Source organism: Nocardia sputi (genome assembly GCF_023501985.1).
In genome coordinates this window covers 1-1,232 of sequence record NZ_JAMFLC010000071.1, presented here as the reverse complement: position 1 = coordinate 1,232, position 1,232 = coordinate 1, and the positions used below count along the sequence as shown (strand labels likewise).

Below are 1,232 nucleotides of genomic sequence, written 5' to 3'. Positions count from 1 at the left end.
AGAACGTGTTATCGGATTGGGAGTGTGTGTGATGACGGTTGTGGTGGGGCCGCTGGTGTTCGATCCGTATGACTATGGGTTTCATGAGGATCCGTATCCGGTGTATCGGCGGTTGCGGGAGGAGGCGCCGTTGTATCACAACGCGGATGTGGGGTTTTGGGCGTTGTCGCGGTATGTGGATGTGGTGGGGGGTTTTCGGGACTGTGTGGGGTTGTCGAGTGCGAATGGGGTGTCGTTGGATCCGGCGGCGTGGGGGCCGGATGCGCATCGGGTGATGTCGTTTTTGGCGATGGATGATCCGCGGCATATGCGGATGCGGCGGTTGGTGTTCAAGGGGTTCACGCCGAAGCGGGTGGCGGGGATGGAGGCGCGGATTCGGGAGTTGACGTTGTCGTATCTGGTGCCGGCGTTGGGGGGTGGTGGTTTCGATTGGATCGATGAGGTGGCGGGGAAGTTGCCGATGGATGTGATTTCGGAGTTGATGGGGGTTCCGGTGGTGGATCGGGGGGAGATTCGGCGGTTGGCGGATCTGGTGGTGCATCGGGAGGACGGTGTGCTGGATATTCCGATGGCGGCGGTGGAGGCGTCGGTGACGTTGTTGGGTTATTACGCGGAGATGGTGGCCGAGCGTCGCCGGGTGCCGCGTGATGATCTGACTTCGGCGTTGCTGGATGCCGAGATCGGCGAGGACACGCTGACTGATGAGGAGATCGTGGGGTTTTTGTTTCTGATGGTGGTGGCGGGGAACGAGACCACCACGAAGTTGCTGGGTAATGCGTTGTATTGGGCTGGGCGGTGTCCGGGGGAGTATGCGAAGGTGGTGGCGGATGGGGGGTTGGTGGGGGATTGGGTGGAGGAGACGTTGCGGTATGACACCTCTAGTCAGGTGATCGCGCGTACTGCTACGGCGGATTTGGGTTATTACGGGGGTGTGGTTCCGGCGGGGGGGAAGGTGTTGTTGTTGATCGGTTCGGCTAATCGTGATCCGGCGGTGTTCGAGGATGGGGATTGTTTCCGGATCGATCGTGCCGGCAAGTCGGGGTTGGCCAGTTTCGGTGCGGGGGTGCATTTCTGTTTGGGTGCGCATCTGGCGCGGTTGGAGGCGAGGGTCGCGTTGGGGGAGTTCGCGTCGCGGGTGCGGTCCTTCGAGGTCGTGGAGTCGGGGATCGTGCGTGTTCATTCGTCCAACGTGCGTGGTTTCGCGCACCTGCCCATCACCGTGGAGACCCGAT

General features: G+C 61.4%; 1 protein-coding gene. It reads left to right on the top strand.

Annotation, left to right across the window (positions count from 1 at the left end):
* Positions 1–31: 31 nt before the first annotated feature.
* Positions 32–1,232: cytochrome P450 (locus M8859_RS36660; RefSeq protein WP_159989408.1), on the top strand; the 1,201-nt coding region annotated here is incomplete at its 3' end.